Origin of the sequence: Erythrobacter ani, assembly GCF_019204025.1 — a bacterium.
GTDB lineage: Bacteria > Pseudomonadota > Alphaproteobacteria > Sphingomonadales > Sphingomonadaceae > Erythrobacter > Erythrobacter ani.
On sequence record NZ_JAGSPB010000001.1, the window covers coordinates 21,989 to 40,563 of the forward strand.

The 18,575-nt window shown below is 59.3% G+C and carries 16 protein-coding genes and 1 other RNA gene; 6 read left to right on the top strand and 11 right to left on the bottom strand.

The features are described 5' to 3' along the window. Nucleotides 1-174 precede the first annotated feature (174 nt). Nucleotides 175-2,580 (bottom strand): endopeptidase La, encoded by a 2,406-nt coding sequence (gene lon / locus KCG45_RS00105; protein ID WP_218315138.1) that lies wholly within the window; start codon nucleotides 2,578-2,580, stop codon nucleotides 175-177. A 394-nt stretch (nucleotides 2,581-2,974) separates the two neighbouring features. Between lon and KCG45_RS00110 the strand changes: the two genes are divergently transcribed. Continuing rightward, nucleotides 2,975-3,367, top strand: a complete 393-nt coding sequence (locus tag KCG45_RS00110) for a DUF2314 domain-containing protein (protein ID WP_218315139.1) — start codon at nucleotides 2,975-2,977, stop codon at nucleotides 3,365-3,367. An 18-nt stretch (nucleotides 3,368-3,385) separates the two neighbouring features. Here the strand turns inward: KCG45_RS00110 and KCG45_RS00115 are convergent, their stop codons facing one another. From KCG45_RS00115 to hrpB, 5 genes are all read right to left on the bottom strand, one after another. Then, entirely contained in the window at nucleotides 3,386-3,727 is a 342-nt protein-coding gene (locus tag KCG45_RS00115; protein ID WP_218315140.1) for a YbaB/EbfC family nucleoid-associated protein, read from the bottom strand. Between the two features lie 13 nt (nucleotides 3,728-3,740). Next, entirely contained in the window at nucleotides 3,741-5,591 is a 1,851-nt protein-coding gene (locus KCG45_RS00120; protein ID WP_218315141.1) for a DNA polymerase III subunit gamma/tau, read from the bottom strand. A gap of 53 nt (nucleotides 5,592-5,644) precedes the next feature. Continuing rightward, nucleotides 5,645-5,739: signal recognition particle sRNA small type (gene ffs, locus KCG45_RS00125), an RNA gene on the bottom strand. A 56-nt stretch (nucleotides 5,740-5,795) separates the two neighbouring features. Then, nucleotides 5,796-6,074, bottom strand: a complete 279-nt coding sequence (locus KCG45_RS00130) for an ETC complex I subunit (RefSeq protein WP_218315142.1) — start codon at nucleotides 6,072-6,074, stop codon at nucleotides 5,796-5,798. Between the two features lie 87 nt (nucleotides 6,075-6,161). Then, a complete protein-coding gene (gene hrpB / locus KCG45_RS00135) occupies nucleotides 6,162-8,588 on the bottom strand; it encodes an ATP-dependent helicase HrpB (protein ID WP_218315143.1) in 2,427 nt (808 codons plus the stop codon). Nucleotides 8,589-8,792: 204 nt separating this feature from the next. Between hrpB and KCG45_RS00140 the strand changes: the two genes are divergently transcribed. After that, complete coding sequence (locus KCG45_RS00140; RefSeq protein ID WP_218315144.1) at nucleotides 8,793-9,602, top strand: hypothetical protein; 810 nt, start codon at nucleotides 8,793-8,795, stop codon at nucleotides 9,600-9,602. A gap of 61 nt (nucleotides 9,603-9,663) precedes the next feature. On the opposite strand, the gene KCG45_RS00145 is transcribed toward KCG45_RS00140, so the two are convergent. Next, nucleotides 9,664-10,674 (bottom strand): polyprenyl synthetase family protein, encoded by a 1,011-nt coding sequence (locus tag KCG45_RS00145; protein ID WP_218315145.1) that lies wholly within the window; start codon nucleotides 10,672-10,674, stop codon nucleotides 9,664-9,666. A 66-nt stretch (nucleotides 10,675-10,740) separates the two neighbouring features. Between KCG45_RS00145 and KCG45_RS00150 the strand changes: the two genes are divergently transcribed. Next, the gene (locus tag KCG45_RS00150; RefSeq protein WP_218315146.1) at nucleotides 10,741-11,049 is read left to right on the top strand and encodes a chorismate mutase; all 309 of its coding nucleotides are present in this window, start codon (nucleotides 10,741-10,743) and stop codon (nucleotides 11,047-11,049) included. 6 nt (nucleotides 11,050-11,055) lie between these two features. Here KCG45_RS00150 and KCG45_RS00155 read toward each other — a convergent pair whose 3' ends face one another. The 4 genes from KCG45_RS00155 to KCG45_RS00170 form a co-directional block, all read right to left on the bottom strand. Beyond that, the gene (locus KCG45_RS00155) at nucleotides 11,056-12,531 is read right to left on the bottom strand and encodes a sensor histidine kinase (protein WP_439648890.1); all 1,476 of its coding nucleotides are present in this window, start codon (nucleotides 12,529-12,531) and stop codon (nucleotides 11,056-11,058) included. Continuing rightward, nucleotides 12,482-13,159 carry a response regulator transcription factor gene (locus tag KCG45_RS00160; RefSeq protein ID WP_190787694.1) on the bottom strand — a complete coding sequence of 226 codons (678 nt, stop codon included), beginning with the start codon at nucleotides 13,157-13,159 and terminating at the stop codon, nucleotides 12,482-12,484. Before KCG45_RS00160 ends, KCG45_RS00155 begins: the two co-directional genes overlap by 50 nt. 126 nt (nucleotides 13,160-13,285) lie before the next feature. Beyond that, on the bottom strand, nucleotides 13,286-13,606 hold the full coding sequence (locus KCG45_RS00165) for a PepSY domain-containing protein (RefSeq protein ID WP_218315147.1): 321 nt from the start codon (nucleotides 13,604-13,606) through the stop codon (nucleotides 13,286-13,288). A gap of 62 nt (nucleotides 13,607-13,668) precedes the next feature. Beyond that, on the bottom strand, nucleotides 13,669-14,427 hold the full coding sequence (locus tag KCG45_RS00170) for an SIMPL domain-containing protein (RefSeq protein ID WP_218315148.1): 759 nt from the start codon (nucleotides 14,425-14,427) through the stop codon (nucleotides 13,669-13,671). A gap of 111 nt (nucleotides 14,428-14,538) precedes the next feature. Here KCG45_RS00170 and KCG45_RS00175 point away from each other — a divergent pair, with 111 nt between their 5' ends. Genes KCG45_RS00175 through KCG45_RS00185 form a run of 3 tightly spaced genes read left to right on the top strand, consistent with a single transcriptional unit; the run spans nucleotide 14,539 to nucleotide 18,551 of the window. Beyond that, nucleotides 14,539-16,095: an amidohydrolase family protein gene (locus KCG45_RS00175; protein ID WP_218315149.1), complete on the top strand. Its 1,557-nt coding sequence runs from the start codon at nucleotides 14,539-14,541 to the stop codon at nucleotides 16,093-16,095. Nucleotides 16,096-16,155: 60 nt separating this feature from the next. Beyond that, nucleotides 16,156-17,967, top strand: a complete 1,812-nt coding sequence (locus KCG45_RS00180) for an ABC-F family ATP-binding cassette domain-containing protein (RefSeq protein ID WP_218315150.1) — start codon at nucleotides 16,156-16,158, stop codon at nucleotides 17,965-17,967. Next, nucleotides 17,964-18,551: a uracil-DNA glycosylase family protein gene (locus KCG45_RS00185; protein WP_218315151.1), complete on the top strand. Its 588-nt coding sequence runs from the start codon at nucleotides 17,964-17,966 to the stop codon at nucleotides 18,549-18,551. The genes KCG45_RS00180 and KCG45_RS00185 overlap by 4 nt, the downstream gene beginning before the upstream one ends. Nucleotides 18,552-18,575 lie beyond the last annotated feature (24 nt).

Sequence of the window (18,575 nt, forward strand, 5' to 3'; positions counted from 1 at the left end):
GGGGGTCTGTCAAAGACAAATCACGCGGAAATGCGGGCTTTTTAGGCAATTGGTAAGCATTTGCGACGAACCGAGCGCTGCAGTGACGCGGCACAATCCGGCACGGTGAGTGATTTGGGTCAGACGCCATGCAAGCGACAGCTGAGATGTAGCACCCGTCCTCTAAGCGAGGGATCAGTGCGCCGTCGGAACGTCCGAGCCGGCAGACCCCGTGCCCGATTGCCCCGTGGGTTGAGATGCAAGGTCATCCGCATCGGTCCACTCGATTGGCGCAGGCATGTCTGTAAGCGCATGCTCCAGCACGGCATCGACGTGATTGACGGGGATGATCTCCAACCCGTCTTTCGCGTTTTGCGGAATTTCAGCGAGATCTTTCACGTTCTCTTCCGGAATAAGAACCGTTTTGATCCCGCCTCGGAGGGCAGCGAGCAGCTTTTCCTTCAACCCGCCAATCGCAAGCACGCGACCGCGCAGCGTCACTTCGCCTGTCATCGCGATATCGGGTCGCACGGGGACGCCAGAGAGTGTGGATACAATCGACGTCACCATGCCGATACCCGCGCTCGGTCCGTCTTTCGGCACCGCACCTTCAGGCAAGTGAATATGAACATTCTTTCTTTGGAAAAGCGAAGGCTTGATACCGTATGCAGGCGCGCGCGCCTTCACAAAGCTGAAGGCTGCGGAGATGCTTTCATTCATCACCTCGCCGAGCTTACCGGTCGTCTTGATCTCGCCCTTGCCCGGTGTCGTGACGCTTTCGATGGTGAGCAACTCACCCCCGACTGATGTCCATGCAAGGCCGGTGACTGCGCCGACCTGCGCGTCCTCTTCGCCCATGCCGTGCTTGAATTTGCGCACTCCTGCAAAATCGCCGAGGTTTTCCGGCGTTATCCGCACGGTTTCGACCTCTTTTTCAAGGATCTTGCGAAGGCTTTTGCGTGCCAGGCGCGCAATCTCTCGTTCCAGAGTTCGGACGCCGGATTCGCGCGTGTAATAACGGATGAGATCGCGCAGGGCCTCTTCTGTCAGCTCGAACTCTTCGTCCTTCAGGCCGTGCTGTTCAACCTGCTTGTCGATGAGGTGACGTTTCGCGATCTCAACCTTCTCGTCCTCAGTATACCCTTCGAGACGGATGATCTCCATTCGGTCGAGCAAGGGTTGCGGAAGGTCGAGACTGTTCGCGGTCGTTACAAACATGATGTCCGAAAGGTTCAGATCGAGCTCCAGATAATGATCCTGGAATTTATCGTTCTGTTCCGGGTCGAGCACTTCAAGTAGTGCCGAGGCCGGATCGCCGCGGAAGTCCTGACCAAGCTTGTCGATCTCGTCCAGCAGGAACAGCGGATTGCTCGTACCGGCTTTCTTGAGATTGTTGACGATCTTGCCCGGCATCGATCCGATATAAGTACGACGGTGACCACGGATTTCCGCCTCGTCACGCACACCGCCAAGTGACTGGCGCACGAACTCGCGGCCGGTCGCCTTTGCAATCGATTTGCCAAGCGAAGTCTTGCCCACACCCGGAGGGCCCACGAGGCAAAGGATCGGTCCCTTCAGCTTGTTGGTGCGCGCCTGGACGGCGAGGTACTCGATAATCCGGTCCTTGACCTTTTCGAGACCGTAGTGATCGGCATCGAGCACTTCTTGCGCTTTGGCGATGTCTTTCTTTAGCTTCGATTTCTTGCCCCACGGCAGACCCAGCAGCACATCCAGATAATTGCGGACAACCGTCGCCTCCGCGCTCATAGGCTGCATCCCCTTGAGCTTCTTCAGCTCCGCATTGGCTTTTGCCTTTGCTTCTTTCGAAAGTTTCGTCTTCTCGATTTGCGCAGTCAGCTCGGCGATCTCGTCGCCTTCCTCGCCATCGCCACCACCAAGTTCGCTCTGGATCGCCTTGAGCTGCTCGTTGAGATAATATTCGCGCTGCGTTTTCTCCATTTGCCGCTTCACGCGGCCGCGGATTTTTCGCTCCACCTGGAGAACCGAAAGCTCGCCTTCCATAAAGGCCATCACCAGTTCCAGCCGCTTCAGCGGGTTGGCCTCGGTAAGAAGCGATTGCTTATCCGATACCTTGGCGTTGATTGCCGCAGCAATCATGTCGCCAAGTCGCCCGGCATCATCGACTTCGCCATGCTCTACGGTGGTGTCATCGCCCAGCTTCTTGTTGAGCTTGGAATACTCGCCGAATTGCTCGGACACCTGGCGCATCAGTGCAGTAACTTCGTTGCCGGCGACAGTTTCCGGCTCGAGCATCTCGACCGACGCGAGCACATAACCTTCTTCGGAGCGAAGATCGGTCAACTTCGCGCGGTGCGTGCCTTCGACCATGACCCGAACTGTTCCGTCGGGCAGTTTGAGCATCTGCAAAACCTGCGCAACCACGCCGATATCATATAGGTCGTCACCCTCGGGATCGTCACATCCCGGGTCGAGCTGAGCGAGGAGGAAAATATCCTTACTCGCCTCCATCGCGGCCTCCAGCGCGGCGACAGATTTGTCGCGGCCCACAAAGAGCGGCACGACCATGCCGGGAAACACGACGATGTCGCGCAGAGGGAGAAGCGGGAATGTTTGAGTCATATTTCGATATCCGAGACCGCCATTAGGGCGCGCCGTTTGATGAGAATATGGGAACCACCCCGCCAGCTCGCAATGGCTGACTGAAGTAAGCTGTGGATGCCAACTTGGAGGGTGGACGAACTTAAGCAGAAATTAGGAAGCCAACAATATCTCCGCTGACATGGCTAAAAGAATTATCCTTTCGAGTGCTCTCTGCGTCGCCGGCCTTTCGGTTTTCTTGGCTGATCCGGCAATGGCTTGTGAGCAAGTGGACCCTTGCCGAGCGACTGATGATTCGTCCTTCAAGTGGATCGTCATGCTTGCTATTGGCCTAGGATACGCAGCCTTTGAGTTCATTCGCTCGCGGCTCAATGCTTTTCCAGAACCAGTGCTAATCGATCCGGACGATCCTCGAATGGCTAGAGCAACACAAAAAGCGCTTCAAACCATCGACAGGTTCTGGGAACACTACAACGATCCGGCCGAAGACGAGGATGATTTCGCACTCAAAATCAGGATGCCGATCGAAGACGGTAATGAGCAAATCTGGGTAGGCGAAATCTCCAACCGGAATGGTCGGTGGTTGGGCCGATTGCTAAATGAGCCGGTTTCAGGCGAGTTTCAAATCTATCAGACCGTCGAGTTCGAACCCGACCAGATCTGCGATTGGACCTACGCCAAGGCCGACGTGCTTGAGGGCAATTTCTCCCTTGCAGTCATGCTCTCCGAACTTCCGGAAAAGAAGCGGCAGCGTGCCCTCTCCGATTTTGGCTGGTCATCCAACGATCTTGAGCTTCGCGTGAGCTGAGATCACAGCGCATGTACCTTATCCCATACCCGGAAGGTTGAAGCCCGGAGGCAGACCCATGCCTCCCTGCATTTCCTTCATCTGTTCGGCGGAAACACGGTCGGCCTTGTCACGCGCGTCATTGAAGGCGGCGGTTACAAGGTCTTCGACCATTTGCTTTTCTTCGGGCTTCATCAGGCTGTCGTCGATCGTCACGCCGAGAATGCGGCCCTTCGCAGTCGCACGCACCTTGACCAGACCGCCGCCGGACGCGCCCTCAACCTCGATGTTGTCGAGCTTAACCTGCATGTCGTTCATTTGCGTCTGGATACTCTCGGCAGCTTTTTGAGCCGCCTGCATCATTTCTTCCATCGATTTCATCGAAACTACTCCATCAATTCCATTTTCTGCCGGAAGCGCTGGCGACGTTTTTGTCGGCTTCGATCAACTCGGCGTCGGGAAACGCATCCAATGTGGCTTTCACCAGCGGATCGGACAAGACCCTGTCGCGCGCGGCAGCGGCTTTAGCTTCGGCTTGTTCGCGCAAACTCGGGAACGCCTCACCAGATCCCTTCTCCACCATCCAGCGCTTCCCCGTAAGCTTGAACAGCGCATCGCGCATGTCCGGCACCGGGTCATCGGGGAAACTGTCGGCTTGCTCGAATACCAGTTTCTCGGGCGAAAGCTCGACGACCCGCACCCGGTCGCGCATCATCTGGGCAACACGCAATTGGCCTGCCTTGTCGATCCGGTCGACCAGTTCTTCCCAGTCGGCAAGCCTTCCGGTCGCGCTAGCATCCTGCCTAGCCGTCTCGCCGCCAACAGTTTCCGTCGTCGAGATGGGGGCCGCAGCGGCGGCCGGAGCGCTGCTGGCCAGTTCCTCAATGCGCTTAGCGAGCTCTCCCGGATCTGGGAGCCCCGATGCATGAAGCACCCGCAGCAGCGCCATTTGCAAGGAGACCAGGGGATCGGGTGCCTGTCGCACCTCATCGTGGCCCTTGAGGAGCAACTGCCAAAGGCGGTGCAATTCGCCCGCACCCAATCGCTGCACGAACTGACCCAAGGCGGCGCGCTCTTCTTCGCTGGGTGCGTCGGGATCGCTACCTGAAACCTGCGCCACGGTGATCTTGTGAACAAGGTCCATTAGCGCGCGCATCAGAGCAATCGGCTCGACCCCGAGTGCGTACTGTTCCTCGATTGCCGAGAGCAGCGCATTCGCATCGCCTTCCAGGAGATGAGTCAGAACGCTACGTTGCGCGCTCTTGTCGGCTAGGCCGAGCATGTCGCGCACTCGCAGCGCCGTTACCTTGCTGCCTTCCTCAAGATCGGCATGCGCAATCGCTTGATCGAGGATAGACAGGCCATCGCGCACGGACCCTTCGGCAGATGCCGCAATGATCCGCAAAGCCTCGTCCTCGGCCTCAACTCCCTCCTGCTCGCATATATAACGGAAATGCTTGGCAAGCAGCTCCGATGGAATGCGCCGCAGATCGAACCGCTGCGTGCGGCTGAGCACAGTTACGGGAAGCTTTTCGACCTCGGTTGTAGCAAACAGAAATTTGACGTGCGCAGGTGGCTCTTCAAGCGTTTTCAGCAATGCATTGAACGCATTGCGCGAAAGCATGTGAACTTCGTCGATAATGTAGATCTTGTAACGTGCCGAGACCGCCGCGTAGCGTACCTGCTCAATGATATCGCGGACATCGTCTACCCCGGTGTGCGAGGCCGCATCCATTTCTATCACGTCGATATGGCGGCCCTCCGCGATGGCCCTGCACGGTTCGCAAACACCGCAGGGGTCGATCGTTGGTCCGCCATTCCCATCCGGGCCGACGCAATTGAGCGCTTTCGCGATGAGGCGCGCCGTCGAGGTCTTCCCCACACCCCTGATCCCGGTCATCAGAAAAGCATGCGCCAGCCGATCCCGCTCGATCGCATTGGCGAGCGTGCGCACCATCGGTTCCTGCCCGATCAGTTCGGAGAAGGTCTGTGAACGGTATTTGCGGGCGAGCACGCGGTACGGTTGCGCATCTTCGCGTGCCGGTGCCGCCACTGCCGGCGGAGAGGATGGTCCGACCGGTACGGTGACAGCATCGGGCTCTACGGGCTCCTCAGCGGGAGTTTGCGCGTCTCCGAACATAGAATTCTGCCCAGCCGCCTCCAGTTCTGCAGCCGTTGGCTGTTGCTCGTCCTGCGGCTCCCCATCCCAGGGGGGCGAATCCGAATTGTCGGGTGAATCAGGCATGCCCGATTAGCTACGCGTTGCGCGCGCATTTGTCATGACGATGATTGGAGAAATTAAAAGGAGCCGAGCGACCCGCCGCAATTCACCTGGGCTGCTTCCTTCCGGACCTGACCCGGTGAGCGAACGCAAACGTCCACCCGACTCCCAAGGCTGCATATGGCGGGGGTACTTCGAGATTTCAACAGCGGAAATACGGTGTCGGCGCTATCTGAAGTTGTCAGCGTAGGCCTGGATCTTAAGCGACTTCGGCGGCGTTGCATGGACGCGGGCCGGTATGCCGTACTTTTCGGCATATGCCTTTGCCGCATCCTTGGTAGGAAAATTGAGCTTTACCTGAGCCTGGGTGTCACCGCTGCCGGTCCAACCCATCAGCGGATCGGGTTTGCGTGCCTCGGTCTGTTCGAATTCAAGCACCCAGGTATCGGTCTTGGCCTTGCCCGATTGCATCGCGCTTTTCGGTTGCTGATAAATTCTCGCGGTCATTTCCTGTTTCGTCCCTCAATCGACGGGCGGCGTGCATTCAGCCCTCCAGTTGCCCAGCAACCGACTCACGCCCGCAATAAGCCAATCTCATCCGCGATTAAACGCGTTTTTCGTCTTGAGGCTTGGCTTTGCTTCCCAAGGCCTATCGGGCCAGCGATGCTTGGGATACCGCCCTTTCATGTCCTTCGCCACATCGGTCCAGCTGCCGCGCCAGAATCCGGGAAGATCACCCGTGGCCTGGATGGGGCGTCCGGCAGGACTGGTCAGCTTGAGCAGTAGCGGCGTGTTACCAATCATCGGGTGGGTATCGAGACCGAACAATGCCTGCACGCGGATCTCCGTGCTTGGCGCGTCGACGCCCGCATAGTCGATCGAATGCCGAGTATTCACAGGGGACGCAAAATACGTGGGTGCTCGCGCATCGAGCCGCTGCTTCGCATTCCAGTCAAGCATTGCGAGCGCTGCGTCGCCATAACGGTTGGCAGGCAAGCCGATGTCACGACGCCCGGCCAGCAAAGGAGCGAGCCATATCTCCGAACTCTTTCGCAAACTGTCCTCCGCCAGCTCGTCGATCCCTGCAAAAGCCGCCCGCGCGAGAAATCCGGGCGGCAAAAGTTCCCCCAGTCTATCCAGAGCCTTTTCCACAAGCACCCGCCCAACCCGATCGGGATCGGGCGATGGGTCCGGCCCGCGCGAAAGGACGATCGCGTCCAAACGCTTTTCTCGTCGGGATTCAACGCGGTTTTCTGTGTCGTTCCAACGGATTGCAGAGTGTTCCTCAATCCGGCTCGAGAATAACGCTTCAATTCGCTCGGCGCCGATTTCAATCCCGGATGTGATCCGTGCTCCCTTCGCGCCGCCCTGTGCATCGGCGATCACGATCCATTCGGCGGACGCCAGCGGCGAGGAGGGATCCAGCTGAAACCCTCTTCCGCCTGCGCTGAGCCACTGCTCACCCTTCTTGTCGCGGCGTTTCGCGACAAAGCCAGGCCGTGCGAGCGCGAGGCATTCGGCTGCCGACTGCGTGGTTGTTTGCAAGCTAGCATCCGTTTTCTCTGCTGTCCGCGCCCATCCTCGTGCGATGCGGGCAGCGCTCTGCGCGCGGCCTGAACGATCGCCGCGCCAATGCGCAAGGCGCTGCGCGAGGTCCTCACTCCTGCCGCCCAGCCCGCGCTCCTGGACCAGCATCACCAATTGTGCCGCTTCCCCGGCGCAATCTGCACTCGCTCCGTGGAGTACCGCCGCTGCGTGGTCAGGAGACATCGGCATGCCCGCGATGACCTCACCCCAATTGGTGATACGTCCAGCGTCATCGAGCGCGCCAAGGGCCTGCAAGTCCGACTTGGCTGCCGAGATCGAAGCCTGTGGAGGCGCGTCAAGCCATGCTAGCGAAGCCGGATCGCTATTGCCCCACCTCGCCAATTTCAGAAGCAGCGGCGCAAGGTCTGAGATCTCGATCTCGGGTGGGGAAAACTCAGGTCGTCCGCCGTGTCCACCTTCTTCCCACAAGCGATAGGCGACGCCAGGCCCCTGTCTGGCGGCCCGCCCTGCCCGCTGCGTCGCTGCTGCCTGACTCGCGCGGCGGGTTACGAGGTGCGTGGTACCCGCTGCCCGGTCAAATTCGGCGTAGCGTGCCAGACCTCCATCGACCACCACCGACACTCCGTCGAGTGTAAGAGATGTTTCAGCGATTGCCGTCGCCAGCACGATGCGTCGCCGCCCTGCGCCATCACGCCGGATCGCGGCACGCTGCGCGGCGGGTTCAACCTGACCATGCAGCGGCAGGATCGGTGTCTCGGGCAATTTCGGCTCCAGCCGCTCACGCACCCGCTCGATTTCTCGCACACCAGGAAGAAAGGCGAGGATGTCGCCCTGCTCGTCCCGCCACGCGATCATGATCCCGCGCGCCACCTGATCTTCGATTGAGGCCGTAGCATCCGCGCCGAGCCACCGAATTTCGAGGGGAAAACTGCGCCCCTCGCTTTCGAGAACCGGCGTGTTCTCGCCCATTAGATCAGCGAACCTGGTCCCGTCGATCGTCGCCGACATGACCAGCACTCGCAGGTCTTCGCGCAGAATTTCGCGCGTCTCCAATGCCAGGGCCAAACCGAGATCGCTGTCGAGATGGCGCTCATGCGCCTCATCGAACAGCAACGCCGATACACCAGGTAATTCGGGATCTGCGACCAACCGATTGACAAGGATCGCCTCGGTAATGACGACGATCCGCGTCTTGGTCGATACCTTGCTGTCGAGGCGGGTCATGTAGCCGACCGTTTCGCCCGGCTTTTCGCCTAGCGCCTGTGCCATCCGCTCCGCGGCCGCACGTGCAGCGACACGGCGAGGTGATGTGATGATGATCTGCCCGGTGCACCATTCCTCCGCCAGCAGTGCCGGCGCAACCCCCGTAGTCTTGCCCGCTCCCGGAGGTGCGATAAGTACGCAAGCTCCTAAGCCGGATAGAGCATCGCGAATTCCGGGCAATACATGGAGGATGGGAAGTTGATCGGACACCCCGTCCCCTTGGCACAATTGCGTTTCCGAGACAGCCCCTTGGTCTCAAGTCACTCAGTTCATTGAAGTGTTCCGCGAACTGAGCGCTCGATTTGGATAATCACTACAATTGCTGGTATTTGAACGCCGGGGCGCAGTTGAATGCACTGGCTGACAAACCGGTTCAATCGGGTCAGCCAGGCGAAACTGAAGTAGGGGAAATCCATGAACAAGATGATGACGGCTCTTGCCGTAATGACTTTGGCGACCAGCCTGACGGCCTGCGGTGGTGCAGCAGACACAGATGCGGTCGTGGCCGCTGAGACCGCGAGCCTTGCGGGAACCTGGAAGGCAAATCTCGAGTCAGCTGAATTCGAAAACGCCAACCGCAATTACACGATCGCAGACGGCGAATACGCGTGCAATCATTGCCTGCCTCCATTCTCCGTCACCGCGAACGGTGAATGGCAGACCGTTGATCGTCCTGGTATGGACAGCATGAAGATCAATATCGTCGATGACAACACGATCGAAACCGCATCTCGGCTGGGAGACAAGGACCTCGGCAATTCAACTTGGACCGTGGGCGACGATGGCAATTCAGTTACGATTACCTGGACCAACCTCGATGGCCAGGAGGTGGTCGAAGGAACCACTAACTACAATCGCGTCGCCGCAGGGCCTGATGGTGCGCACGCAGCGTCAGGCGAATGGGAAGTGGCCGAATTGACCAACCAAAGCGACGCCGGACTTGTCTTCAGCTATGAAATAGATGGTGACACGATCACAAGCACTGGCAACAGCTTCGGATACACAGCTACGCTTGGCGGGGAGCCGGTAAAGCCCGAAGGTGACGAAAGCGGCGGCATGATCGCAGTAGAAAAGACCGGCGAGAACACGTACCGCGAAACTTATACGCGTGATGGCGAAGTGGTGGATGTGCTCGAAATGACCGTCGAAGGTGACACAATATCGGCCGTCAGCACCGACCCACGCGATGATAGCGTGGTTCGCTGGACCGCAACCCGCCAGTAAAACTGCGCAATCTTGCAAGATCGGACCCCGGCCTCTTTAACGGAGGTCGGGGTTTCGTTTGTCAGTATCCGCGAGCTACGGCGAATTGCGCCGCTTCGGCCATGGCCGCACGCGCCGAGCTTTCGGGAAAGATCGAAATGGCATCGATCGCACGCTGGGCAAAGTGCCGCGCTTTTTCCCGCGTGTCTTCGACTGCATTGTGCTTGTCGATCAGCATGATCGCATGCGCAAGATCATCATCAGAAGTGCGATGGCCCGCGATGGCGGCTTTCCAGAACTTGCGCTCATCTTCCGAGCCGCGCGCATGCGCCAGAATCACTGGAAGGGTCATTTTCCCTTCCCGGAAATCGTCGCCCTGATCCTTGCCCATTTCGGCTGCATCGGAATCGTAATCGATCGCGTCGTCGACCAGCTGGAACGCGACCCCGAGGTTGCGCCCATAATCTTCCAGAGCACGTTCCTGCTCTTCACCACATTCGGCTACAACCGCGCTGATCTGGCTCGCAGCGGCGAATAGAGCAGCGGTCTTCGCACCGATGATATGCAGATAGCGCTCTTCGCTGGTTTCAATCTGCCGCTGGGCCGTAAGCTGCGACACCTCGCCCTCGGCAATGACGGCACTGGCATTGCTCAGGATCTTGAGCACCTTGAGCGAGCCATCTTCCGTCATCAGCTCAAACGCACGGCTGAAGAGGAAATCACCGACCAGAACGGTCGCGGGGTTTCCGAATATGATGTTTGCCGCGGCCTTCCCGCGGCGCAGCTCGCTTCCGTCGACAACGTCATCGTGGAGCAAAGTCGCCGTGTGGATGAACTCGACAGCTGCTGCGAGCTTGTGATGGCGTGTTCCCTGATAGCCCACCAGTTCTGCGCCGGCGAGTGTCAGCATCGGGCGCAGCCGTTTGCCGCCTCCGGAAATAAGGTGGCCGGCGAGGCGCGGAATGAGCGGAATTTCGCTATGCATCCGATCGAGAATGACGGAATTGACCGAATTCATGCCACTGGCAGTCAGTGACAGCATCGGATCGAGCGTAGGCCGCTTGCGCGGGATAGGGACGACTTCTGCGGTCATATGCTGCGGCTTTGGTCGAGCCTCAAGCGCTTGGCAAGCGCTGAATTGCTGCTAGCTTTGCAACCAATGTCCGATGAAACTCACGCTCCGACCGCGGAAGATCCGCAGCTCGCTTCATTTCGCAAGAGCATCGATAATATCGATGCGGCGATCATTCACATGCTGGCCGAGCGGTTCCGGATCACTCAGGCGGTCGGCGAATACAAGGCGAAAGTCACTTTGCCACCCGCAGACCCTGCCCGCGAAAAACGGCAGATCGAACGCCTGCGAAAGCTGTCGGAAGAGTCCGATCTCGATCCCGAATTCAGCGAGAAATTCCTGCGCTTCATCATTGATGAGGTAATCCGCCACCATGAGAAAGCGCGGGGGAAGTAAGGCCGGTCAGGCGCGAGGCAGCCGCAGCTCTACGAGCAATCCGCCGAGATCTTCGCTTTCGTCCAGCTTCACGCCGCCGCCGTAGATCTCCGCCACATCTCGAACGATCGCCAAACCGAGACCAGTGCCAGGCTTGCCCGTATCGAGCCGTGCACCACGATCAAATATTCGCGTACGCTCACTCGCGGGGATGCCAACACCATCATCCTCGATCCAGATCAGGCAGTCTTCGCTTTCCGGTTCAACGTCGACGGTGACGAACACGCTTCCGCCACCATACTTCGCGGCGTTCTCGATCACATTGCCGAGAATTTCATCAAGGTCTTGGCGCTCGATCGCAACCATGCTGTCGCGGCTGCCTGCAATATCGAGCCGGCCTTCGGGGTAAAGCCGTTCGACCGCGCGCCTGACGGCCTCTGCGCTCGCGCGGACATCGGTGCGAGCGTGGCCGACGGCGCGCCGTCCAACCGCCCGAGCGCGGGCCAGATGATGATCGACATGACGCTGCATGGTGCGGGTCTCTCGGAACACGGCCTCGTTGAGGTCGGGCGATCGCGCGGTCGCAGCGTTTGTAAGTACGGTCAGGGGCGTTTTCAGGGCATGGGCGAGATTACCAGCGTGAGTGCGTGCCTCCTCTGCCTGTTTTTCGGAGTGTTCAAGCAATCCATTAAGCTCCTCCACCAGCGGTTGAACCTCGCTAGGCAACGGCTCCGTTATGCGATTTTCCCCGGTCGTTCTTAGCTTCGAAATCGCAGCACGCACACGCCTGAGCGGCTGCAGACCGTAGCGGATCTGAAGCAAGGCCATCACAATCAGGCCAAAGCCAAGCACCGCAAAGCTCCAGACGAGGATCAGGCGGACCTGCTGGATTTGATAGTCCATCTCCTCGGTCGCGCTTGCCACGGCAAAGGTCCAACGGGTCTCGCTGCCCGGCAGGATAATCGTGCGCTCAGCAACCCGCACTGGCTCACCTTCAAATTGATCCGAATCGTAGAAATGCGCCTCATTGTCGAAATGATCGCCGCTTACTTGAAGGGTGCGATCCCACAGGCTTCGGGAGGGCCACGGATCGGTCTCGCCGCCGCTGATTTGCCAGTACAGCCCGCTATTCGGCTCGAGGAAACGCTGATCGCCGAGGCTGCGATAGAAATACACGTCGCCAAAGGAATCGATCTCTGCCGAGGCAATCATCGCGGTTAGGATGTATTCGAGCTGCTCGTCGAAATTCTGCCTGACCTGATTGGTCAGCGTTCGGTCGAGCGCTAACCCGCCTGCCACCAAAAGGACGGTAATCCAAACAGCCGCGATCAGGCCCATCCGCCGGGCGAGACTACCCAAACGGGACGAGGACGCCCGCGGATTGTCAGCACCCTCGCCTACCGCGTCCCCTGCGGGCTCGTGCGGTGGCGAAGCTGGACCGCTCTCTACAGCGCTACGCTCTGGGCGCGTCTGCGGGGTCGTCGAGGCTGTAACCGAGGCCACGGATCGTAGTGATTACCTCTGCGCCTAGTTTCTTGCGGATGCGGGTGACAAAAACTTCGATCGTGTTGGAATCGCGGTCGAAGTCCTGATCGTAAATGTGTTCGATCAATTCCGTGCGGCTGACCACTTTGCCCTTGTGGTGCATCAGATAGCTCAGCAACTTGTATTCCTGAGCCGTCAGCTTGACTGGTTCACCATCGAGCGTAACCCGGCCCGATCGTGTGTCCAGCCGGACATTGCCAGCCGTCAGCTCGGATGATGTGTTGCCTGAAGCGCGGCGGATGAGCGCGCGTAGGCGGGCGATCAGTTCTTCGGTCTGGAACGGTTTCGCAAGATAATCGTCGGCGCCCGCATCGAGCCCGGCAACCTTGTCCGACCAGCTGTCGCGCGCCGTCAGAACCAGCACCGGGAAATCCCGGCCTTCCTTGCGCCACATGCCGAGCACGGAAAGCCCGTCGATCTCAGGAAGGCCGAGGTCGAGCACACACGCGTCGTATTCTTCGGTGCTGCCCAGGAAATGACCATCTTCACCATCGGTCGACAGATCGACGGCATATCCGTTCTGTTCGAGTGTGGATTTGAGTTGCTGGCCGAGAGTGGGTTCGTCTTCGACAATCAGGATGCGCATATTCCACCAGATATATTCTTAAAAGTCGCCGGGTTCGTGCGCTTTTGCACGGGTCGCGTCAAGCGAGCAGCATGCCGATCACCAGCCGCTGTCCCCCAATGAATGGGTGATGACGAATGTTCCAATTCAGCGCGAACGATTGATGACCCGGCCACTTCGCGCATCGACATCGATGTAGGTGACGCGGCCGTCCCTAATGAACTTGAGCCGATAAGCGCGTGCCGTAGCATCGTATGATGGGCCGAGATACTCGCTGCCCTTCATCTGTGGCAATATGCGCTTCTCGATCTGACGCAGCGAAAGCTGATTGCCCGCACGCATCTCCTTGCGCGCTTGGCCTTGGTCGGTGCGTGTCTGTTCCTGCACACCGCGTTCGGCTGCGCCAACCGGAGTAAACCCGGTCAGTGCCAGCATCGCAGCAGAAATAACGGCGAAAATCGCTTTCATAGTGCCGTAATGCCTAGAGACTTGGCATTGAACAAGTCGTGAATGGCGTCAACCGGTCTGGTTCAGCCATCCTCATCCTCTTCCTCGCTCTCGCCATCATCGATCATCTCATACTTGATCGATATATTTACACCGGTGCTTACCTGGCCCGGCTGGACCGGCGACGCTGTCACCGCGACCGCGCTTTCCGCAATGTCGCGGCTTGCGAATTGCGGAACGGGCCCCCGTCCCTGTAGCGCTTCGCTGATGGCGAGGACGCGGATGTCATCGAACCCCATCATTTCGGCATAGGATTGCGCCTGTTTCTGGGCGCGTGTGATTGCGCGTTTGCGAGCTTCCGATTTGGCCGCTTCATCATCCTCGATCGAGAAATTCGGACCACTGAGATCGGTCGCGCCGGCCGCAACGAGCGCATCTAGCACTTCGCCCGTTTCGTCGATGTCGCGCAGCAGCACACTGACGCGGTTGGAAACCTGATATCCGCGAAAGACCTGGCGCTCGTTCGTGCGATCGTAATCGTACCGGGCGTTGAGATTGATACCGGTGGTCTGGATATCCTTCTCATCCACCCCAAGCGATTTGATCCGGTCGATGACAGACTGCATGCGGACGGCATTCTGACGCATCGCTTCGACAGCGCTAGGGGCATCGGTCGTCACACCCGCTCCGATCGTCACGATGTCGGGCGCAACGGTCACGCTCTCAAACACCGAAAGTTCGACTACCGGACCATCGGCTTCAATCTCCACGGTGGTCGCTGCCAAAGGTGCAGCATATACGCTGGCCAGCAAGGCTGCACCAGAAATGAGCATGGTTTTCATAGGTCTGTCCTCCTTGAAACAACCAATGATCGCTCGGTGCTTTCGATCCTGTGAATGCAATATGTGCAAACGTAGAAGTCGCCGCTATGCATGTTGCGAGAGGGGAATTTCATGCTCAGAAGACTTTTCGCCGCTGCCGCAATTGCACTTGCGACGCCATCGCTGGCACAGCCCGTCATGGAGCGCGTACCTCAGCGTCCGGTTGGCGAAGGTGAAGGACCGTTCCCGACGCTGCTCATCCGGGGAGCGACGATGATCGATGGCACTGGTGCCCCTCCCGAAGGTCCGGTTGATATCGTGGTCGAAGATAACCGTATCGCCCAGATCGTGCGCGGCGGCGGCTCCGATGTCACGGCGGATCGCGTGATCGAGGCCGATGGCATGTATATTCTCCCCGGTTTCATCGACACCCACGGACACAATGGCGATCCGGCCAAGGCGCCGCAGCCTTCCTACGGTTTCAAGCTGTGGCTGGCCCACGGTGTCACCAGCGTGCGCGGTGTCGGCTTCGGTTTCGGGCCGAACGATCGGTCCATCGACCAGAAGAACAGGAGCGCGGACAACACAATAACTGCACCGCGCCTGTTCGCATACACAGTGCCCGGAGCCGTCGGCCCGCTAGGCGCAATCGATACTCCGGAAAAGGGCCGCGAGTGGGTGCGATGGATCAAATCGGCAGGATATGACGGGATCAAGTTTTTCAACAACGAACCGCCACACATTCTCGGCGCAATCCTCGAAGAGGCAGAAGAACAGAACCTCGGCACTGTGGCCCATCTCGGCCAACGAGGCGTTGCAGAGGTCAATGCGCAAACCGCGGTCGAGCTGGGTCTCGACGGTGTCACCCATTTTTATGGGCATTTCGAAAGCCTGATCGATGACAGCCGCCTTCCGGATTACCCTCCAGACTACAACTACCTCGACGAGCAATCGCGCTTCGCTTGGGTCGCACGCCTAGCCGATCAGGTAGGCGAACCTGGAAGCGAAAAGTGGAACGAATATATCGAACTGCTGATCGAGAACGGTGTGACACTCAGCCCGACATTCAACATCTATTCGGCCGGCCGCGATGTAATGCGGGCGCGCAATCTGGAATGGCACGACAAATACACCCTGCCGACATTGATGCAATTTTACGCGCCGAGCCTGACCAATCACGGGAGCTATTACCACGATTGGACGAGTGAGGACGAAACCGCATGGCGCGGATTTTACAGAAAGTGGTTTGACCTCACGCGAGAGTTCAAGGATCGCGGGGGGCGCGTGACGGCGGGATCCGATCCGGGCTACATCTATCAGACATGGGGCTTCGCCTATATCGCGGAACTTGAAATGCTCCGCGAAGCGGGACTGACCCCGCTCGAAGTAATCCAGGCAGCAACGATCAACGGTGCGCGGGAACTTTACGATGCGAAAGGCGACGAGCCGCCCATGGGTTCCATCAAGGTCGGCAAACTGGCCGACCTCGTCATCGTTCCGGAAAATCCGCTCGCCAATCTCAAGGTTCTCTACGGCACTGGCCACACCCGGCTCAACCGCGAGACCAACGAACTGGAAACGGTTGGCGGCGTGCGCTGGACGATCAAGGACGGGATCGTTTTCGATGCGCCTGCCTTGCTCGAAGATGTTGCTGCCATGGTAGAAGCCCAAAAGGCTGCGCAACCCTGACCCGGGGGTTGAGATAGCGGCCTTGCCGTAGCCCGGCGGAGCGCCTAACTCGCGCGTCCTATGGCGCAACCTCCTATCCTCAGCCTCGAAGGGCTTGGCCTCCAGCAAGGCGGCCGTTGGCTGTTCGGCGGGCCGGAGACAGATGCGATCGACCTGCATGTTCTCCCTGGCGATCGGCTCGCCCTGATTGGCCGTAACGGGGCAGGCAAGACGACGCTGCTGAAGCTGATCGACGACCGGATCGAGATGGACCGGGGGACACGCCGCGTAAAACCGGGCACACGTATCGTTTTCCTCGAGCAGGAGCCCAGTTTCAGCGACTTCGAAACGCTCATGGATTTCGCGCTCTCAGGTGAGCACCCGCCAGCTGAACATGAGGTCGAGGCGATCGCTGGGCAGCTTGGCATAGACATGGCGACCGAGGCGGCAAGCGCAAGCGGGGGCGAGCGGCGGCGCGCTGCCATTGCCCGCGCTCTTGCACAGGACCCGGACCTGTTGCTGCTCGATGAGCCAACCAACCACCTCGACCTGAGCGCCATCGACTGGCTCGAAGACTGGCTGACGCGGTACAAGGGCGCGTTCATCACAATCAGCCACGACCGAACTTTCCTCAAACGCCTCACGCGTGCGACGTTATGGCTCGACCGCGGTACGCTTCGGCGGAAGGAAGTCGGCTTCGGAGGATACGAGGCATGGGAAGGACAAGTCTATGCCGAGGAAGCCCGGGCTGCCGAGAAGCTCGATGCCAAGCTGAAGCTCGAGGCGCACTGGCTCGAACGCGGGGTGACCGCCCGGCGCAAGCGCAATCAGGGACGGCTTGAAAAACTTTACCAGATGCGCGCCACCCGCGCAGCGATGATTTCGGACAGCGGCACTGCAAAGCTCAAGCTGGCCAGCGACGAAGATTTCAAATCGAAGTCGGTGATTGTTGCGGAGAACGTCACGAAAAGCTTCGATGACCGAACCATCATCAAACCGTTCTCACTCCGTATCCAGAATGGTGACCGGATCGGGATCGTCGGTGCGAACGGCGCGGGCAAGACGACGCTGCTGCGCATGCTTACCGGAGAGCTCGAACCGGACAGCGGAACCGTAACGCGCGCCGCCACACTGTCGGGTGTGATGATCGACCAGCAGCGCCGCCTGCTCGAGCCGAATTCCAGCGTGCGCGACATTCTGGCCGAAGGCGGCGACTGGATCGTTGTTCGCGGCAACCGCAAGCATGTCCAAGCGTATCTCAAGGACTTCCTGTTCGACCCCAAGATTGTCGATACCAAGGTCGGCATTCTATCGGGCGGCGAACGCTCACGCTTGTTACTGGCGCGCGAATTCGCCCGCACCGCAAATCTTCTCGTGCTCGATGAGCCGACCAACGACTTGGACCTGGAAACGCTCGATCTTCTGCAAGAAGTGATCGCCGATTTCGACGGGACCGTCCTGATCGTCAGTCACGACCGCGACTTCCTCGACCGGACCGTGACCCTCACGCTTGGCCTCGACGGCTCAGGGACAGTCGATATCGTGGCAGGCGGATACGAGGATTGGGAGGCAAAGCGCACGCGCCGGGTCGTCGGCAAGTCCAAGCCCAGCACCGCGTCCTCATCGACACCGAAACCAAGTCCGGCGCCCTCCCCACCGAAATCGGCCAGACTATCTTACAAGGACCAGCGCGACTACGAGATCCTGCCCAAACGGATCGAAGAGCTCGAGGCCGCAATTGCCAAGGGCGAGGCAATTTTGGCTGATCCCGACCTGTTCCAGAACGATCCGCAGCGGTTCAGTACGATCTCTAAGGGCCTTGAGAACGCCCGCAGCGAGAAGGATGCGGCGGAGGAACGCTGGCTGGATCTTGCCGAACGGATTGAGGGATGAGTGACCGGCAAGTCGCGGAACTCCAGGCGGAGATCGCGGCCTGCACTATCTGCGCCGAGCACCTGCCGCTCGGTCCGCGACCGGTGGTGCAGTTCTCACCGCGCTCCCGCATTCTCATTATTGGGCAAGCCCCAGGCACCAAAGTCCATGCAAGCGGCACACCATGGGACGATGACAGCGGAGACAGGCTGCGCGGCTGGCTCGGCTTGGAGAAACCAGAATTCTACGATCCCGACTGTGTCGCGCTTATGCCGATGGGGTTTTGTTATCCGGGCAAGGCGAAGGGAGGCGATGCCCCACCGCGAAAGGAGTGCGCGCCCGCGTGGCACGAACATATCCTCGACCTGCTGCCGGAGAATCGCCTAACGCTGCTCGTCGGCGCCTATGCCCAAGCCGCCTACCTTCCGGAGGCTCGACGACTGTCGTTGACAGAACGGGTGCGCCGCGGCCCCGAATTTGCCCCCTTCCTGCCGCTCCCTCACCCGGCTTGGAGAGTGCGGGTATGGATGACCAAACAACGGTGGTTCGAAGCAGAGACCCTCCCGCGTTTACGCTCGCTCGTCACGACTTCGCTAACGGGCTAAGCCGCCGCGATCCTGCCATAATCG

Coding starts and splice junctions, on each gene's coding strand:
- KCG45_RS00185 (WP_218315151.1), top strand. CDS start 17,964: ATGAGTGACCGGCAAGTCGCGGAACTCCAGGCGGAGATCGCGGCCTGC.
- KCG45_RS00130 (WP_218315142.1), bottom strand. CDS start 6,074: ATGACCGCGAGAATTTATCAGCAACCGAAAAGCGCGATGCAATCGGGC.
- KCG45_RS00170 (WP_218315148.1), bottom strand. CDS start 14,427: ATGAAAACCATGCTCATTTCTGGTGCAGCCTTGCTGGCCAGCGTATAT.
- KCG45_RS00145 (WP_218315145.1), bottom strand. CDS start 10,674: ATGACCGCAGAAGTCGTCCCTATCCCGCGCAAGCGGCCTACGCTCGAT.
- KCG45_RS00165 (WP_218315147.1), bottom strand. CDS start 13,606: ATGAAAGCGATTTTCGCCGTTATTTCTGCTGCGATGCTGGCACTGACC.
- KCG45_RS00115 (WP_218315140.1), bottom strand. CDS start 3,727: ATGAAATCGATGGAAGAAATGATGCAGGCGGCTCAAAAAGCTGCCGAG.
- KCG45_RS00150 (WP_218315146.1), top strand. CDS start 10,741: ATGTCCGATGAAACTCACGCTCCGACCGCGGAAGATCCGCAGCTCGCT.
- KCG45_RS00175 (WP_218315149.1), top strand. CDS start 14,539: ATGCTCAGAAGACTTTTCGCCGCTGCCGCAATTGCACTTGCGACGCCA.
- KCG45_RS00140 (WP_218315144.1), top strand. CDS start 8,793: ATGAACAAGATGATGACGGCTCTTGCCGTAATGACTTTGGCGACCAGC.
- lon (WP_218315138.1), bottom strand. CDS start 2,580: ATGACTCAAACATTCCCGCTTCTCCCTCTGCGCGACATCGTCGTGTTT.
- KCG45_RS00110 (WP_218315139.1), top strand. CDS start 2,975: ATGGCTAGAGCAACACAAAAAGCGCTTCAAACCATCGACAGGTTCTGG.
- KCG45_RS00160 (WP_190787694.1), bottom strand. CDS start 13,159: ATGCGCATCCTGATTGTCGAAGACGAACCCACTCTCGGCCAGCAACTC.
- KCG45_RS00120 (WP_218315141.1), bottom strand. CDS start 5,591: ATGCCTGATTCACCCGACAATTCGGATTCGCCCCCCTGGGATGGGGAG.
- KCG45_RS00180 (WP_218315150.1), top strand. CDS start 16,156: ATGGCGCAACCTCCTATCCTCAGCCTCGAAGGGCTTGGCCTCCAGCAA.